The 17,085-nt window shown below is 36.2% G+C and carries 19 protein-coding genes; 16 read left to right on the top strand and 3 right to left on the bottom strand.

Features of this window, described 5'->3' with window-relative positions:
• The 4 genes from M0Q20_RS04310 to argB all read left to right on the top strand — a co-directional run.
• On the top strand, positions 1–643 hold a 643-nt coding region (locus tag M0Q20_RS04310; protein WP_295058937.1), incomplete at its 5' end, for an NAD+ synthase.
• Positions 644–684: 41 nt separating this feature from the next.
• Entirely contained in the window at positions 685–1,806 is a 1,122-nt protein-coding gene (locus tag M0Q20_RS04305; protein ID WP_295058936.1) for a DegT/DnrJ/EryC1/StrS aminotransferase family protein, read from the top strand.
• A 60-nt stretch (positions 1,807–1,866) separates the two neighbouring features.
• Positions 1,867–2,790 carry a tetraacyldisaccharide 4'-kinase gene (locus M0Q20_RS04300; RefSeq protein ID WP_295058935.1) on the top strand — a complete coding sequence of 308 codons (924 nt, stop codon included), beginning with the start codon at positions 1,867–1,869 and terminating at the stop codon, positions 2,788–2,790.
• A complete protein-coding gene (gene argB / locus M0Q20_RS04295) occupies positions 2,774–3,625 on the top strand; it encodes an acetylglutamate kinase (RefSeq protein WP_295058934.1) in 852 nt (283 codons plus the stop codon). The genes M0Q20_RS04300 and argB overlap by 17 nt, the downstream gene beginning before the upstream one ends.
• A gap of 5 nt (positions 3,626–3,630) precedes the next feature.
• Here the strand turns inward: argB and M0Q20_RS04290 are convergent, their stop codons facing one another.
• Positions 3,631–4,773 (bottom strand): FAD-dependent oxidoreductase, encoded by a 1,143-nt coding sequence (locus M0Q20_RS04290; RefSeq protein WP_295058933.1) that lies wholly within the window; start codon positions 4,771–4,773, stop codon positions 3,631–3,633.
• Positions 4,774–4,872: 99 nt separating this feature from the next.
• Between M0Q20_RS04290 and M0Q20_RS04285 the strand changes: the two genes are divergently transcribed.
• The 12 genes from M0Q20_RS04285 to M0Q20_RS04230 all read left to right on the top strand — a co-directional run bounded on the left by M0Q20_RS04285 (position 4,873) and on the right by M0Q20_RS04230 (position 15,453).
• Positions 4,873–5,154, top strand: a complete 282-nt coding sequence (locus tag M0Q20_RS04285) for a DUF2018 family protein (protein ID WP_295058932.1) — start codon at positions 4,873–4,875, stop codon at positions 5,152–5,154.
• A gap of 84 nt (positions 5,155–5,238) precedes the next feature.
• Positions 5,239–5,580 carry a hypothetical protein gene (locus tag M0Q20_RS04280; RefSeq protein ID WP_295058931.1) on the top strand — a complete coding sequence of 114 codons (342 nt, stop codon included), beginning with the start codon at positions 5,239–5,241 and terminating at the stop codon, positions 5,578–5,580.
• Positions 5,580–6,467, top strand: coding sequence for a polyprenyl synthetase family protein (locus M0Q20_RS04275; protein WP_295058930.1), 888 nt, complete (start codon positions 5,580–5,582; stop codon positions 6,465–6,467). The genes M0Q20_RS04280 and M0Q20_RS04275 overlap by 1 nt, the downstream gene beginning before the upstream one ends.
• A complete protein-coding gene (hemA, locus tag M0Q20_RS04270) occupies positions 6,467–7,765 on the top strand; it encodes a glutamyl-tRNA reductase (RefSeq protein WP_295058929.1) in 1,299 nt (432 codons plus the stop codon). Before M0Q20_RS04275 ends, hemA begins: the two co-directional genes overlap by 1 nt.
• Positions 7,766–9,073, top strand: coding sequence for a proline--tRNA ligase (gene proS / locus M0Q20_RS04265; RefSeq protein ID WP_295058928.1), 1,308 nt, complete (start codon positions 7,766–7,768; stop codon positions 9,071–9,073).
• Positions 9,073–9,501, top strand: coding sequence for an FxsA family protein (locus M0Q20_RS04260; protein WP_295058927.1), 429 nt, complete (start codon positions 9,073–9,075; stop codon positions 9,499–9,501). Before proS ends, M0Q20_RS04260 begins: the two co-directional genes overlap by 1 nt.
• Entirely contained in the window at positions 9,464–10,285 is an 822-nt protein-coding gene (locus M0Q20_RS04255; protein ID WP_295058926.1) for a thioredoxin domain-containing protein, read from the top strand. Before M0Q20_RS04260 ends, M0Q20_RS04255 begins: the two co-directional genes overlap by 38 nt.
• Positions 10,286–11,227: a hydroxymethylbilane synthase gene (gene hemC, locus M0Q20_RS04250; RefSeq protein WP_295058925.1), complete on the top strand. Its 942-nt coding sequence runs from the start codon at positions 10,286–10,288 to the stop codon at positions 11,225–11,227.
• 1 nt (position 11,228) lies between these two features.
• The gene (locus tag M0Q20_RS04245) at positions 11,229–13,043 is read left to right on the top strand and encodes a menaquinone biosynthesis decarboxylase (protein ID WP_295058924.1); all 1,815 of its coding nucleotides are present in this window, start codon (positions 11,229–11,231) and stop codon (positions 13,041–13,043) included.
• An 84-nt stretch (positions 13,044–13,127) separates the two neighbouring features.
• A complete protein-coding gene (locus M0Q20_RS04240; RefSeq protein WP_295058923.1) occupies positions 13,128–13,463 on the top strand; it encodes a cytochrome C in 336 nt (111 codons plus the stop codon).
• A gap of 142 nt (positions 13,464–13,605) precedes the next feature.
• Complete coding sequence (gene argH / locus M0Q20_RS04235; protein ID WP_295058922.1) at positions 13,606–14,985, top strand: argininosuccinate lyase; 1,380 nt, start codon at positions 13,606–13,608, stop codon at positions 14,983–14,985.
• 3 nt (positions 14,986–14,988) lie between these two features.
• The gene (locus tag M0Q20_RS04230) at positions 14,989–15,453 is read left to right on the top strand and encodes an OsmC family protein (RefSeq protein WP_295058921.1); all 465 of its coding nucleotides are present in this window, start codon (positions 14,989–14,991) and stop codon (positions 15,451–15,453) included.
• Position 15,454: 1 nt separating this feature from the next.
• Here the strand turns inward: M0Q20_RS04230 and M0Q20_RS04225 are convergent, their stop codons facing one another.
• Both M0Q20_RS04225 and M0Q20_RS04220 read right to left on the bottom strand, forming a co-directional pair.
• Complete coding sequence (locus M0Q20_RS04225; protein ID WP_295058920.1) at positions 15,455–16,639, bottom strand: murein transglycosylase domain-containing protein; 1,185 nt, start codon at positions 16,637–16,639, stop codon at positions 15,455–15,457.
• Positions 16,640–16,645: 6 nt separating this feature from the next.
• Complete coding sequence (locus tag M0Q20_RS04220) at positions 16,646–17,002, bottom strand: histidine triad nucleotide-binding protein (RefSeq protein WP_295058919.1); 357 nt, start codon at positions 17,000–17,002, stop codon at positions 16,646–16,648.
• Positions 17,003–17,085: the final 83 nt, after the last annotated feature.

The following is a 17,085-nucleotide window of genomic DNA, read 5'->3' as shown; positions in this document are numbered from 1 at the left end:
AAGAGTATTCAAAGATAATCTTTTATGTGTAAAAATGCCTTCACATTACTCTTCACAAAGCTCTTTGGATGATGCTAAGGAGCTTTGCGTTGATTTTAAATTAAACTCTATAACGGTATCAATTGAGCCGATGCTAAAGGCTTATGAAGAGCTAAATACCGACATGGATAATTTAAGACGCGGAAACCTTTCTGCTAGACTTAGGATGAGTGCCCTTTTTGATATTTCAGCCAAAGAAAAAGCTTTGGTTTTAGGAACTAGTAACAAGAGCGAATTGATGTTAGGTTATGGAACTCTTTATGGGGATTTAGCTTGTGCATTAAATCCTATAGGAGATCTCTATAAAAGTGAAATCTATGAGCTAGCAGAGTATTTGGGAATAACTAAAACTATTATACAAAAAGCACCATCAGCAGATTTATGGGTTGGGCAGAGTGATGAGGCTGATCTGGGCTATAGCTATGCTAAGCTTGATGAGGCGTTAAAATATTATATTGAAGATAAACTAAGTGTGGAAGAGATGGTAGAGAGGGGTTGCAATAAAGAGATGGTAGATATGATTATAAAACGTATTTCTAGTAATGCGTTTAAGAGAAAAATGCCTCCTATTGCCAAGCTTACTTCTAGGGAATATAGATCATGATTTTTATTATCCAAGAGATATAACATTATAAGGAACAGAGAATGAAAGTAGCATTTTATAGATATGAGAGCAGTAGAGAAGCACACTCAAATGTTAGTGATGTTTTAGATGGTGAAAATATAGACCAAATTGAGGAGCTTGAGAGTGAGTTCGCTTCATATATAGGAGTGGAGTACGCTTTGGCTACATCACATGGCACATCGGCTCTTCATTTGGCTATGTTAGCACTTGACTTAAAAAGAGGGGATAAAATAGTCTGTTCCGTTAATGCTCACCCGAATGTTCCGGAGGTTGTTCGCCATTTTGATGCTGAGCCGATTTTTATAGATATTGACCCTGAGAGTTATAATATCAATTTAGATAAGCTAGAGAGTTACTTAGAAGAGAATAAAGCTAAAAAACTAAAAGCTGTTATAGTCACACACGTGGCAGGACAGTGTGTTGATTTAGAGAGACTCTATAGTATGGCAAAAATATATGATGTGAAAATTGTAGAAGATGCTTGCGAGGCTTTAGGAGCAACATACAAAGAGAAGAAAATCGGGTCAACAGGAGCTGATATTACCTGTTTTAATTTTTCATCTCATCTAAAAAGAGATATATGTAACGGCGGAATGCTTGTTTCAAACTCTAAAGAGATTATAGATAGAGCAAATCTTTTAAGAACGCATGCTATGAAGAGAGATGACGACTCCTTGGAGTATATTTATGATGTAGTGGATATCGGATTTGATTACTCTATGAGTCAATTGAGTGCTGCATATATTAGAGCGCAAATAAAGGAGCAGGACAAAAACCTTCAAAGAGTTCAAGAGATTGCCCAAATGTATAACAGAGCTTTTGAAGGGGTAGAGCATGTTAGTACTCCTAAATCAATAGATGATAATCATCCATACTCTTTGTATATTATCAAAGTAGATAAAAACAGGGACTCTTTTGCGCTTGAGCTAAAAAAACATGGTGTTGAAGTCGGTCTTCACTATATTCCTCTGCATTTTCTTTCATACTATAAACATAAATATTCACTAAAGGTAAACAACTTTCCTGTTGCACTTACGACTTACCAAAAAATTATGTCACTCCCTATCTACCCGAGCATGGATGATAAAGAGGTTAAGTATGTTATAGATAAGATTAAACTAGTAGCATCAACTAGAGTTTAATCTTTATGTTAGACAATCTATCTCTCTTTGCAACTAAAACTCTAATAGATTGTTTTTTAAATGCGTAAGAGAGTAGTTTTCTGGGTTGAAGAGTATTTCTACAACCCCAATTTTGTACAAAAATTCATCTCTATTTCACTGCTTCCTTTAAGTTTTTTTTACTGTTTTGTTATGTTTTTGCGTTTTAAAAGCAAAAGGAGTGAAGATTTAGGCATAGATGTCGTAAGTGTTGGAAACCTAAGTGTCGGTGGAAGCGGTAAAACCCCTCTTGTAACTGCACTTGCATCAAATTATAAGGATGCTGCTATAGTCCTTCGCGGTTATGGAAGAGATAGTAGCGGTCTTGTGGTAGTAAGTAACGGCAGAGAAATTTTATGTGATGTAAATAGAAGCGGAGATGAAGCTATGATTTATGCACATAAAATTCCTAGTGCCATTGTTGTAGTAAGCGAAGATAGAAAAAAAGGGATAATCAGAGCTAAAGAGATGGGCGCTAAGATTGTGTTTTTAGATGATGCCTACTCAAAGCATGATATAAAAAAGCTTGATATTCTTATAGATGTTGAGAGTAAAAACAGTTTTTGCCTTCCTTCAGGGCCATTTAGAGAGAGATTATGGGCAACAAAAGAGGCTCTTGTCGTAAAAGAGGGGGTTGATTTTAAAAGAGTGGTTGAACTTAAAAATAAAAGTGATAAAATGTCACTTATAACTGCAATAGCAAGACCGCAGAGATTGGATGATTATTTACCCGAAGTTATCAGTAAAAACTACTTTGAGGATCATCATATATTTACTAAAAAAGAGGTTTCAGATATCCTTAAAAGGGACAAAGCAGACTCGGTTTTGGTGACGTATAAAGATTTTGTTAAAATAGAGCAGTTTGATATAAACCTTTCTCTACTAGATATGTATGTGAAAGTTGATGAAAATATTTTTAAAATTATAGATAGTTATATAGGAAGTGCTAATGCAAAAAAAGATTGAAACAGTTCAGACGCTTCTTGAGGCTCTACCGTTTATAAAAGAGTTTAACAAAGAGATAGTAGTAATAAAATACGGCGGTTCAGCTCAAGAGTCACCTCAATTAAAAGAGAGGTTTGCCCAAGACATACTTCTTATGTATTTAGTGGGAATCAAGCCCGTCATAGTTCATGGCGGCGGCAGACAGATAAGTGAGATGCTGAGTGCTCTACATATCGAGACTAAATTTATTGACGGGCAACGCGTGACTTCAAAAGAGGTTATGCGCATTGTTGAGATGGTTTTAAGCGGGGAGATAAACAAAGAGATAGTCTCGCTCCTAAACTCTCATGGGGCAAAAGCAATAGGAATTAGCGGAAAAGATGCAAAATTTATTACAGCCAAGGCTAAAGACTTTGCAAAATGGGGTCTTACCGGAAATATCACAGAAGTCAAAGCCGATGTTATCTCAACTCTAATAGCAGAGAAATTTATTCCTGTTATTGCTCCGATTGCAGACGGTACAGAGATGGGTCACCCTGGTTTTAACATAAACGCAGATTTATGCGCTTCATATGTTGCAAAAGCTATTGGTGCGAACAAGATTATATTTTTAACTGATACGGCAGGTGTTTTAAACAATGATAAAGAGCTCTTTAGCACGCTTACGAAAGAAGAAGTGGAGGCTCTAAAGGCTGATGGAACGATTCATGGCGGAATGGTGCCAAAAGTGGATGCTTGCCTTGAAGCAATAGAGGGCGGAGTACTAAAAGCACACATAATAGACGGCAGAATAGAGCACTCTTTGCTACTAGAACTATTTACATCTGCTGGTGTCGGCACACAAATAGTTTTATAACTGATTTAATTTTTTCTAGCCATCTTATAAAAAAGTTTTTGGGTTGATATCTCTTTTGGTATCGGCTCATTACATATAATATTTTGAGTTAAAATTTTTGCCAGATATGGTCCAAATACAAAGCCTCTTGAACCAAGCGCATTTATAACATATAGGTTTGGATAGTACTCTAAATCCTCAGGCGGGATTTTTGTTCCGTTTTTAATAGAGGGGTACTTCTTTAGGCTCTTCTCATAATCAACCGCTTTGCCAACAACCGGAAAATAGCTCTTAATTGTAGCTCTTGCGCCTTTATATATTTTTACAACCTCTAAATTATCTAGTTGTATAAGCTCCTTGGCCTGCTTTAAAAGAGTCTTTATTTGTGTCTGTTCATTATTAATGTAAAAACTACATCTATCACAAGTTGTAAGACACTCCATCTCTTTGCCGTCATGCCTCTCATGGGTTGCTCCAATAGAGAGTGTATTATCTTTTTTATTAGTTGAGATAGAGATATTTTTATGTATGTTAAAAGGAACTTTAGTTGTTGTTTTTGCATCAACTCTAAGCCCGAAAATAGGGGATATTTCCATATAAGGCATACTGACTAGAGAGCTGCTAACACCTTGCGCTAAGATAATATTTTTAGCACAAATGCCATCTACTAAATAAAGATTATCTTTAAAGGTTAACTCTTTAATATCTTTTTTAAAAAAATCAGACTCTTGTGTAAGTTTATTACAGATTTGTATAGGTTCTATTACTGCGGCATCTTCATAAAAATAGCCCTCTATATCCATAAATTTTTCTGATATTTCATGGAGTTTTTTGCTACTTAAATATTTATATTTTATGCCCTCATAAGAGAGTTTCTCTTTATCAAAATTACTATTTGGGACTCTTAGAACTCCTTTTTTATTTACTGCTAAATCAAGAAGATTCTCATAAAACTCCAAAGAGAACTCAAGCGCTTCATTTACCAAAGAGTTATAGCTGTTTTTTTTTCCAGGAAGAGGCGAGAGAAATGCCCCTGCCGCACCGCTTGCTCCACCTGCTATGCCTTCTCTGTCAACAACTGCAACGCTTCTGTTGTATTTGTTTAAAAAATAAGCTAAATTGCATCCCGCACTTCCGGCTCCAATAATTAAAAAGTCATATATTTTCATCTCATAATTATAGAAAATAAAGACTTAATGGTTGATTTTCAAGTCTTTATTGTTTTTGTGATGTTATAATCTTGCCAATAAATAACTTTAGGATATAAAATGTATGGACTTTTTGAAGATGAAGATGATATCTTTATGGGCTCTCCTAAGAGCAAATTAATGGATATTTTGTTTAACGCAAACAATGATGTTGTTAGACATGAACTGGAGAAATTTATAGACAGAGCAGCTGCTATGGAGCTTATGATGATTGAGAAGTTTGGGGAAGATGTCGATAAAGATATCAAGAGATTTATGATTTCAAATATGGATGACACACAAGATCATGCAAAAAGTCTCTATATTGAGTTAATGGGTGCGATTCTTTCACAAAGTGAATAATTGAAAATTATATTACGACTATTTACTATTTGCTTATTTAGTTTTAGTTTCATTTTTGCCAATAATTTTACAGAAATTAGGGAAATGTCACTAAAAAAAGATGAGCAAAAGAAAATTCTTGTAAAATATGACAATAAAGAGAAGATTTTTAAACTTAAGTGGACACTATACAAAAATGGCGGATTAGTTATCTCTAGATCATATGATAGAGTGCCTGCGCAAAATGTACTCTATTTAAGACATAAAAACCAGAGTTTTAGGTTGGAGTTGAAAACTAGAGGTGCAGATTTTTATAATGTACCGTATATTCTTGTAAAGTTTAAAGAGTTTGATCAAAAAAAACAAGAAGCACTTTTTGAAATTTTCTTGTCAGATGATAAAAAGCAGATAGTGCTAGAAGATTTAAAAACGCTTAAAGAGGGATGATGCAAAGAGTTGAGAGCGAAATAACTAGAATAATCCAAGAGATAGAGTATGATGAAGTAACGCATCTTTTTGGGATGCTATCGGGTGGAAAAAGGCTTCGCGCAAAACTGATTTTAAAGATTGCTCCAACGCACGAGAAGGCTCCTCTTTTAGCTGCAATTGTAGAGCTTATTCACGGAGCAAGCCTGCTTCATGATGATGTTATAGATGAGGCGACACTAAGACGCGGAGTTGCCTCCGTAAATGCAACAGAGGGTAGCAAAATCGCGGTAATGCTGGGAGATATTTTATACTCCAAAGCGTTTACGGAACTACTCTCTTTTGATAGAGATATTGCTAAGATAATTGCTTCAAGTGTCACCGCACTTAGCAAAGGCGAGATGATGGATGTTAAGATGGCAAATAATTTTAACAGCGATGAAGATAAATATCTTGAGATGCTATATCTTAAAACTGCAACTCTTATAGAAGCTGCAGCTGTCTCAGCGGCTATTTTAGCAGGTAAAGAGACTCTCTCTCATTCTATTTATGGAAGAAACCTAGGATTATCATTTCAGATTATAGATGACATCTTAGATATAACCGGCGATGCCGCAACGCTTGGAAAACCGGCTATGAATGATTTTGTAGAGGGAAAATGCACACTACCGTATATTTATCTCTATAAAGTTTTAAGTGACGATGAAAAAGAGAAGTTGATAAATCTACATGCAAAGGTTTTGGATGAGCAAGAGAGCAGATGGATTAAAGAGAAGATGCAAGAGCATAAAAGTATAGAAAAATCATTTGAGTTAGCCCAAAAATTATCGCAAGAGGCAATGGGTGTTATGAAAGATGATGAACAACTCATAAATATTTTACAAACCATGATAAAAAGAAGTTACTAATGCACTATTTAAATATAAGTTTTTCACATAAAAACTCAACTATGGATGTAAGAGAAAAACTCTCTTACAAAGATGACTCAGCAAAGCTAGGTTGTTTGGCAAAACTAAACTCTAGCGCTTCAATTAATGAGTCAATTTTAATCTCTACATGTAATCGCATGGAAGTCTTTTGCAGCTGCGTCGATATTGCAGCTGCAACGCAACATATCTTTGAGATGCTAACGGCAAGGTCCGGAATCTCAATTGATGAACTTGAAGGAAGAGCAAGTATATATGATGACAGCAGTGCAATTCACCATATATTTTCAGTTGCCTCATCTTTAGATTCAATGGTTGTCGGGGAGACACAAATCGCAGGACAGCTAAAAGATGCTTTTAGATACTCATACGACAAAGGTTTTTGCGGTCAAAAGCTCGCTCGTGCTATGCATCACGCCTTTAAGTGTGCTGCAAAGGTTAGAAATGCGACTGATATCTCTTCAAAGCCTGTTTCAATCGCAAGTGTTGCTGTCTCAAAGCTAAAGTCTGTTCTAGATAGTGTAGATGGAAAAAAAGCACTTGTAATCGGGGTAGGGGAGATGTCAGAGATTACTGCTAAACATCTCCTCTCAAGCGGTGCTGATGTCTATATAATGAACAGAACAGAAGAGAAAGCTTCAAAGCTTGCGCAAGAGTGCGGTGCAAAAGTTTTAGATATATGTGAGCTTCCAAAAGCAGTAAATGAGTTTGAGATTCTCTTTACCGCAACCTCTGCACCTAACCCGATAATTACAGATGAGATTATACAGCAGTGTGACTTTGACAGATACTGGTTTGATATGGCACTTCCGCGCGATATAAATTATCACAAAGGTGAGCGAATAAACCTTTATGTTATAGATGATTTGAAAAATATAGTAGATGAAAACCTAAGCCTAAGAGAAGATAGTGCAAGAAAAGCTCATGGCATTATTGGAAGAAGCACGGTAGAGTTTTTTGAGTGGCTAAATACTTTAAATGTAGAACCTATGATAAAAGAGATATATCAAAAAGCTTTTCAAGCCGCAAAAGAAGAGACACAAAGAGTTATTAAAAAAGGTTTTATTCCTAAGGAGTATGAGAATCAAATTAGTAAGATGAGTGAGCAGGTAATGAAGAGATTTCTTCATGAGATGACATCAAAGATGCGTAGCGTCTCAGAGGAGTCAAAAGCAGACATGGTAACTAGTGCTATGCAATTTTTGATACAAAAAGATAAAAGCGACATGCCAGACAAATACAAATGTGAGCATGCATTAAATATTATAGAAGGAAGATAGTTGAGAAGAAGCAGAGCGTTTATTCCAACAACAAAAGAGTCGCCATCAGATGCGACCTTGCTTAGTCACCAATTTCTAATAAGAGGCGGTTTTATAAATAGTCAAGGTGCCGGACTTTATAACTTTATGCCGCTTGGCAAAATTGTACTAGAGAAGATTAGAGCTATTGTAAAAGATGAGTTAGATAGAGCAGGTTGCATGGAAGTACAGCTTAGTTTTGTAACGCCTATGGGCTTATGGGAGAGAAGTGGACGTGCTGATGCTATGGGGAAAGAGATGCTTTGCATAAAAGATAGGCATCAAAACGATTTTGTGCTAAGCCCCACAAACGAAGAGGCTATGGTTGAGTTGGTAAAAAATAGAGTAACTAGCTATAAAGATTTGCCTCTAAATCTTTATCAGATAAATACTAAATTTCGTGATGAAGCAAGACCTAGATATGGACTTTTGCGCGGTAGAGAGTTTTTGATGAAAGATGGATACTCTTTTCACTCCTCCAAAGAGGATATGGTTAGAGAGTTTGACCTCATGGAAGAGACATACAAAAAAATATTTACCAGACTCGGGCTTGATTTTAGAGTAGTTGAAGCTGATAGCGGAGCAATCGGCGGAGAGGGAAGCAAGGAGTTTCACGTATTGGCCAACAGCGGTGAGGATACGATAGTAGTATGCCAAAGCTGTGCATATGGTGCAAATATAGAGACTATATTTGAGAGTGAAGATGAAATCAGTGCTTTAAATGAGAAATCTTATGAAGAACTTCAGCTAAAAAAACTTGATAAAAAATGCTCATGCGGCGGAGAGTTGAGTTTTAAAAAAGGGATTGAAGTTGGACATATTTTCCAACTTGGAACTAGATATTCGCAAGCGCTAGAAGCTAATTTTAGTGACGAAAACGGTAGAGCAAAACCCTTTGAAATGGCGACATTTGGTATAGGTGTTAGTAGACTAGTAGCAGCCATAATAGAACAAAACAATGATGAAAACGGCTGTATATGGACAAAAGAGAGCGCGCCCTACATGGTAAATATCTTAGTCTCAAATGTAAAAGATGAGGCACAGGTTGCTTTAGGCGAAGAGCTTTACGAGAAGCTAAAAGCTTCGCATGTAGAAGTTATTATTGATGATAGAAAGGATAGGTTTGGTTTTAAGATGAAAGATGCAGAACTTATAGGTTTCCCGTACACCGTTATTATAGGAAAAGAGTTGCAAAACGGCTTAGTTCAAATTTATGATAGAAAAACAGCAGATAATACTTCTGTAAATGCAGATGAAATCGGCGCTAAAATGTTGGAACTACTTAAGTAATGCTCTATTTTATCGTATATCTATTTTTAGAGGTAATAATCTCAGTCAATATATCATCTGCAATAGGTGGCTTGGCAACATTTTTTGAGATAGTCATTAGTGCTTTTGTAGGGCTTATGATACTTGCTAACTTTAAAACAACTCTTAGAGAGAACTTTATGGCGGTCTCATATAACTGTATTGATTTAAAGGAGTTTCAGAGTTTAAATCTTTTTACGATTATTGGAGCAATACTGCTTATCGTTCCTGGTTTTTTAACGGATATAATAGGCTCGCTATTGCAGTTTAGCATATTTACGACTATGCTTGTTAATAGATATAATGTAAAATCAAACAAGTGTAAAAAAGAGGATGAGTATAACAATTTAAGAAAGGATGATGATGTCATTGATGTTGAAATTATTAGCGATAATACTAGTAGTAAGTAGCCTAGTAAAAGCAGACGATATTAAGCAAAAAATAGAGACATTTATAGAAGATAGTTTTGATAACAATCCAAATGTAAAATCTATGAACGTTAAGATTTTAAGTGAAAATAAAGTAGATGGACATGAGAAGTGGAGTGCTTACATCGTAGAGCTAGATGCTATTTTAAAAAAAGATGGAAGACATGTAGTGCAAAAGATGATGTGGTTCTCTGATGGAGAGGTTATTACAAAGGAGCTATTTGATCTAAAAAGAGCAAAAGAGATGAGTGATTTTGTCTCTATACCTTTTAAAGATGAGTTCTATAAAAGAGAGAATTTGATTTCGGGAAATGCTAATGCAAAACATAAGGTAGCAATCTTCTCTGATCCACTTTGTCCATTTTGCAGATCCTATGTCCCCGAAGCCATTAACTATATGAAAAAATTCCCTAATAAGTATGCTGTGTATTATTATCATTTTCCGCTTGAGACACTTCATCCTGCGGCTGTCGAGCTAGTTCAAGCTGCTATTGCTCTTGAGTTAAAAGGCAGAAAAAACGTTGTTCTTGATCTTTACAAAGTTAATATAGATCCAAAAGAGAGATCTAATAAGAAGATTCTTGCAGAGTTTAACAGAGTAATGAACTCTAATATAAAATCGTTTGAGTTGCTCTCAAAAGAGGTTACAAAGCATTTTAGGAGTGACTTAGATGTAGCAAGTATGATGATGGTCAATGGTACGCCAATGGTGTTTTTTGACGGAAAGCTAGATAAAACAAAAATGAAATATAAAGAGGCAAAATAGATGGAGAAATTAGTAATAGCAACAAGAGGCTCACAACTGGCACTTTGGCAGTCAAATCACATTAAGGCTATATTAGAAGAGCAAAATCCGGGCTTAGAAGTTGAGCTTAACGTCATCGTGACTACAGGGGATAAAATACAGGACAAAGCACTTTCTAAAATAGGTGGTAAGGGTCTGTTTTTGAAGGAGCTAGAGGAGGCTATGTTAAGCGGTGAAGCACATATAGCGGTTCACTCGTTAAAAGATGTACCGACGGTTATGCCCGATGGGCTTATTTTAGCAGCAATTACAGATAGAGAAGATTGCAGAGATGCACTCTTGTCTGAGAAGTATGCAAATATAGATGCCCTTCCAAAAGGAGCGGTAGTCGGTACATCTTCTCTTCGTCGTAGAATGCAGATAGAGAAGCTTCGCCCAGATTTGGTTATAAAAGATTTAAGAGGCAATGTTGATACAAGAATCAGAAAGCTAAAGCATGGAGAATTTGATGCAATTATTTTAGCTGCTGCAGGGATAAATAGACTCTCTCTTCTTGATGCAGTCAAGTATGTTTATCCAATCTCTCTTGAAGAGATGATTCCATCTATGGGGCAGGGTGCACTAGGTATTGAGGCTATAAATGATGCAGAAGTTTTAAAAATCGTAGCGCATCTTGAAGATGAGTATAGCAGAATAGAGACTACTATCGAGAGATCTTTTGTTGATGAGCTTGAGGGCGGTTGTCAGGTGCCAATCGGTGTTAATGCAGCAGTGCTTGAAGATGGCAATGTAAGTATAAGAGCCGTACTTGGTCTTCCAGATGGTACAGAGATGCTTAGTGATTCAAAAATAACTTCTAAAAAAGATTATCAGCAAGTAGGAAGAGAGATGGCGGCAGAGTTTATTGCAAGAGGTGCGAAGGAGCTTCTTGCACGCGCGGAAGCTATGATGGAAAATAAATAACATGCAAAAAAGTATCGAGCTGTTAAGAAAAAATGACGAGCTTAAAACTATAGAAGAAGAGCTTGATATATATTTGGAGATACCCCATTTAGCTTATGCCGAAGTGAAGAAAAAAGATGGCGGTAAGGCACTTCTGTTTACAAATGCAGTAGATAAAAAAAGTGGTAAAAAATTTAAAGAGAACATACTGATGAATCTTTTTGGTTCATATAAACGTTGTGAGTTGCTATTTGGCAGACCAATCGAGTCTATCGCGGATGAGATAACGAAACTGCTTCACATGAAGCCTCCTGAAGGTTTTTTTAATAAATTATCAATGGCAAACGAGCTTTTTTCTCTAAAGAATATATTTCCAAAAAAATTAAAAGGTAGCGGCGCCTGCCAGCAGGTAAAATATCTGGACGAAAATATTGACCTCTATAAGCTTCCGGTACTAACGACTTGGGAGCAAGACGGTGGTCCATTTATAACTATGGGGCAGGTTTATACGCAGAGTCTAGATGGCGAGATGGTAAATCTTGGTATGTATAGACTTCAGGTTTATGATAAAAATCATTTAGGGATGCATTGGCAGATTCATAAAGACTCTTCTCACTTTTTTGATCAGTACCAAAAAGCAGGTAAAAAAATGCCCGTTAGTGTTGCGGTAGGCGGAGACCCGCTATATACATGGTGTGCTACGGCACCGCTTCCATACGGCGTTAATGAGCTATTAATGTATGGATTGATAAAAAAAGAGCCTGCAAAGCTTGTAAAATCACTCACTACACCTCTTTATATACCACAAGATGTTGATTATGTTATAGAGGGTTGGGTAGATACGCATGATATGAAAATAGAGGGACCTTTTGGAGATCATACCGGATACTACACACTAGCTGAGCCTTATCCTGTTATGAAAGTAAGTGCAATTACTACGAAACATAACCCTACTTTCTTAGCTACCGTTGTAGGAAAACCACCACTTGAAGATAAGTACATGGGTTGGGCAACCGGCAAGATATTTTTTCCGCTTCTAAAGACTACCGCACCTGATTTAGTCGATTATCATATGCCTGAGAACGCAGGTTTTCATAATCTTATACTTGCAAAGATGAAACCATTATATAAAGGGCATGCAAAGCAGTTCATGCATGCTTTTTGGGGTACGGGACAGATGAGCTTTGTTAAACATGCAATTTTTCTTGATGAAAATGCACCGACATTAGAGAACTACGAAGCAGTTGCGACATATATTCTTGATAGATTTACGCCAAAGTCGCTATTTATTTCAGAAGGAATATTAGACGCACTTGACCACTCATCCCCAGAGACGCTAGTTGGCGGAAAATTGGGAATTGACGCTACATCTGCACATAAGGTAGAAGCCCCGCAACTACTAGGAGATGAAGAGCTGTTTGTTAGAGTTAAGGAGATTATTCCTGAGGCGGTAAATCTGCATCAATTTATGAGAAGAACTAAAAACCCAATAACCGTTATCTCTGTAAATAAGAAAAAAAGTGCAAAAAACTATTTTGATGCCCTTGTTGAGTTGAGTATGCATATTAGAATTGTTGTTTTTGTTGATGAGGAAAAAAACGATATATTTAATCCATATATGCTAATTTGGAGAGTTACAAACAATATTGATGCCATGAGAGATATCTTTATCTCAGGATTGATGGTTGGGGTGGATGGAACTAACAAAAATCTGCTTGATGGTTATAGCAGAGAGTGGCCCGATGATGTGGAGTGTACACAAAGTGTTGTAGAGTCATTAAAGAAAAAAGGTGTATGGGATTTAAACGATAAATTGCATGAAAAGTTTCAATTGTAATTATTTAATCTCATTTTCTTTTATTATAAGGTTAATGTAATAAATAGTGATGTAATATAATCAATCATTATAGGGGTTTACCGCATGAGAAAGTTTTTAATGTTTGTTCTTCTTATATCTGTTTTTACTTCGTTAAATCTAAGTGCTGCAATATATAAGGGACAAAGGGAGTTTGTAAGAAATTGCGCTAAATGCCATAAAGCAGGACAGGCTTTTGTTGCTACAAAAAGAAAGATAGAGTGGAGAAGCTACACAAGAGCCAAGGGGGATAGATTAAAAGATATTCACTTAGAAAGCAAAGAGGCTAGCAAGTCTCATAGATATTTCAGTAGCAAAAAGTTTTCAAAAAACGTAAGACATCTAGAGGACTTTTTACTAGAGTATGCAAAGGATAGCGGCAACGTGCCGGCTTGCAACTAAAACTCTCTTAATATTGCTGAGGTTTTTTACCTTGGCAAACAGACTTCACTTTGTATAGTCACTTAATTTAGCTAAAATACCAAACTTTTTAATTAACACTTTAAAATAAAAATAGCACAATAAATAAATTAAGGAAATAGTTATGGAAAAAATGTGGTCAGGTCGTTTTTCAGCGGGGGCATCAAACCTTTTAGACCAGTTTAATGCTTCCATCATGTTTGATAGAAAACTCTATCGTGAAGATATCGAAGGCTCACTCGCACATGCCCAAATGCTTACAAAACAGAACATTCTAACAGAGAGTGAATTTATACAGATAAAAAACGGACTAAAACAAGTCAAAGATGAGATAGAGTCCGGTGTATTTGAGTGGAAAATCTCTGATGAAGATCTTCATATGGGGATTGAAAAACGATTAACTGCTATCATCGGGGATGCCGGGAAAAAACTTCATACCGCAAGAAGCAGAAATGATCAAGTTGCAGTTGATTTTCGCCGTTATGTACTTCGTAAAAACTTAGAGATAGTTGATGCACTAAAGCTCTTAATGTCTGAGATGCTTCTTGTCGCATCTAAGCACACCGAAACTCTTATACCCGGTATGACGCATCTTCAACATGCGCAACCTATAAATTTTGCTTTTCACCTCAGTGCATATTTAGCTATGTTTAAAAGAGATATTGAGAGATTTGAGAGCTCACATGAGAGAAATAGCGTCTCTCCACTAGGATGTGCTGCACTCGCCGGAACTCCACACAATATAGATAGAGATATGACGGCAGAGCTTTTAGGGTTTAATAGCGTAAGCGTAAACTGTTTAGATACGGTAAGCGACAGAGATTTTGCGTTAGAGATTTTGTTTAATATCTCTACGATGATGATGCACATCTCACGTCTAAGCGAAGAGCTTGTCTTGTGGTCAAGTTATGAGTTTAAGTTTATTGAGCTTAGTGATGAGTACTCTACCGGTTCTTCAATTATGCCACAGAAGAAAAACCCTGATGTTCCAGAGCTTCTTCGCGGTAAAACAGGGCGGGTGTACGGCTCGTTAATGGGACTTTTAACTGTTATGAAAGCTCTTCCGCTTGCCTATAACAAAGATACGCAAGAGGATAAAGAGGGCGTTTTTGATGCGGTTGAGACTGCACAAATCTCTTTGGAAATCTTAAAAGAGGCAATCAAGACTATGCAGGTAAAGAGCCATAACATGAGTAGTGCATGTAAGGTAGGGCATCTAAGCGCTACTGATTTGGCGGACTACTTAGTACAAAAGTGTGATATTCCTTTTAGAGAGGCACACTTTATTACAGGCAGGGCAGTTGCAAAAAGCGAAGAGCTTAAAATTGATTTGAGCGATATAGAGTTAAAATATCTTCAAGAGATAGATGCTAGAATAGGTAAAGATGTTTTGGAGTTTTTATCGATTGAAAACTCTATGAATGCCAGAACATCACAAGGCGGTACTTCTACAAAGAGAACCAAAGAACAGCTTGAGTATTTTGAAAATTATTTAAAGGAGTAGTAGATGAAAATATCAGTATCACACAAAAACGCTATGCGGTTTGAAGCCAAAACACAAAAGAGTAGTTTTATAATCGACTGTCCGCAAATATCACCAATTGAGTATTTCTTAGCAGGAATCATTACATGTAGCGCGTCAGATATTGTGTTATTACCTAAAAATCATGATAAAGCAGTCACGGATTTAGTTGTAGATGGCGATGTTGTTAGAGATGATGATCATCCAAGAAAGTTTAATACTTTACATCTTGAGTATACTTTTAACTCCGATGGCGATGATACAATGGCATCTCGTTGGGTTATGGCATCTCTTGAGACATACTGTTCGACAATCAATACCATAAGAGACACAGTTGCTATATCATACTCAGTGACTCATAACGGTAAAAAGATAAAAGATAATGAGAAGATGATTTCAGGTGGCGGAAGCAAGATAGATATGGGTGATATTGAGAGTTGTCCCTCTTAAATCACTCATACACTTTATGATAAGAGAGCATCCTCTTTGATACTCTCTTTAGATACTCTTTAGGCTCGTCATACTTCAAACTGCTAAGTAGTGTATTATAAACTTCATCGGGCTTTAAATTGTTGATGACATTAGCCGCTTTGCTTTTGTTATTTGTTTTGGTAAATGCCCAAGCAACATTACCGGCTCCTGTATTGTACGCGGCAATGGTGCAGTAGAGACGACTTTGTGGGTCTTTAATCTCTTTTAAATATTTATAATAAAGAATATGTAGATAAGCACTTCCCATAGTAATATTATTTTTGCTATTATAGAGATAGTTGCTTGAGACTAGTTTCTTTTCATTGTATAAAAAGAGGTAAGCATCTATCCCTGCACTTCTTGGAACTATCTGCATAAGTCCGTAAGCGGGTATATGTGACCTTGCTCTTGGATTAAAACTGCTCTCAGAGTGCATAATTGCAAATATAAGAGGCACTGGAATCTTCTGTCTTAGGGATTGTCTCTTAACCTCGTCATAGTAGATTTTAGATCTCTTTAGCATGGTGTCTGAGGGCAAAGAGACGTTTAATCTGTAGATATTTGCGCCTTGTATTTTTTTTGAACTGCTAGATCTAATATTTTCATCTTTAGATTTTTTCTCAACATAAGTAATAAGCTCATCTTTTGAAGGTTCATTTGTAAAGATTACGCTTGAGAGAATTGGTTCGGGTTTAATCTCATCATCGGTAACTAAGGAGGGCTTTTTTATCTTTGAGAGTCTCTGCTCAAGAGGGTCACTATCATGAGCTTTTTTTGTATCCATTGTAACTACATCGGCAAGTGTATCTTTAAGTCTCTCTTTTGCCTCTTCTTCAGATAGTGCTATAGTCTCAATAACTATCGTCGCTTTTTCAAAATTGACGCTACTCCTAGTTCTCATATCTTTACTATATGTTATCCACTCTGTTTTAGTAGATAGTAAAGGCTCTTGCCAATATTGGCTTAACTCTTTTTGATAGTTTTTGTACTCCTTTTCAACGGCGTCAATATAAGATTTGAACTCATCTTCAGTCTCTTGCTTATAATGAGCAAATCTATTTTTTTCAGCTTCAAAGGCTCCCATCTCTGTGCTTATAAAATCAGAGCTACTTTGTGCTAAAAGAAGTGGAGCCAGAGATAGAAAAATTAGAGATTTAAGAGACATAATATTTTAAAATTTTCCTTTTGGGTCTGCATCACTTAAGTGTGACCAAGCAAGTTTTGCACCGCCTAGTATGTGAAAGTGCAGATGTTTAACCTCTTGCGCACCGTCATCTCCGACATTTGTGACTACTCTATACCCGCTCTCATCTATACCCATCTCTTTTGCAACATCTTGCATAAATTTTGTCATATTTTTCATAGTACTTGGAGTTACTTCATTAAAACTCTCAACATGTATCTTTGGGATAGCAAGTATATGAACAGGAGCTTTTGGATTTATATCATGAAACGCCATAAAATCGTCATTCTCTAAGACAATATTTGAGGGTAATTCATTGTTAATTATTTTGCAAAATATACACATACAACTTCCTTTTTTTATTTATTGTAACATATAAAATTGCAAATGAAGCTACATATAAATTATATTTGACTATAATCTATTTT

The organism is Sulfurimonas sp. (assembly GCF_023229025.1).
Classification (GTDB): domain Bacteria; phylum Campylobacterota; class Campylobacteria; order Campylobacterales; family Sulfurimonadaceae; genus Sulfurimonas.
The sequence above is the reverse complement of the archived record's forward strand: the minus strand, read 5'-3'. Positions and strand labels throughout refer to the sequence as shown.